Genomic DNA, 229 nt, shown 5'->3' on the forward strand with positions numbered 1-229 from the left:
GAGCCACCAGACCTATTTCTTCTACAACAAGGAGCAGCCGGTCGTTTTCAACCCGTCATGGGGCGTGCCGCGCTCCATCATCCTGAACGAGATGCTGCCGAAGGTCATGCGGGACACGAGCTATCTCGACCGCAACGGCTATGAGGTTTATGCGGACGGCAAGAAGGTTTCGGCCAGCGCCGTCAACTGGAGCGCGGTTGCCGCAGGCAAGGCCCATGTCGGCATTCGG

General features: G+C 60.3%; 1 pseudogene. It reads left to right on the top strand.

What is annotated here, in order from left to right:
- Window positions 1–229: pseudogene (locus R0J92_RS27470) on the top strand (murein L,D-transpeptidase); the annotation flags it as partial.

The organism is Tritonibacter sp. SIMBA_163 (genome assembly GCF_046535935.1).
Lineage (GTDB): Bacteria > Pseudomonadota > Alphaproteobacteria > Rhodobacterales > Rhodobacteraceae > Epibacterium > Epibacterium scottomollicae.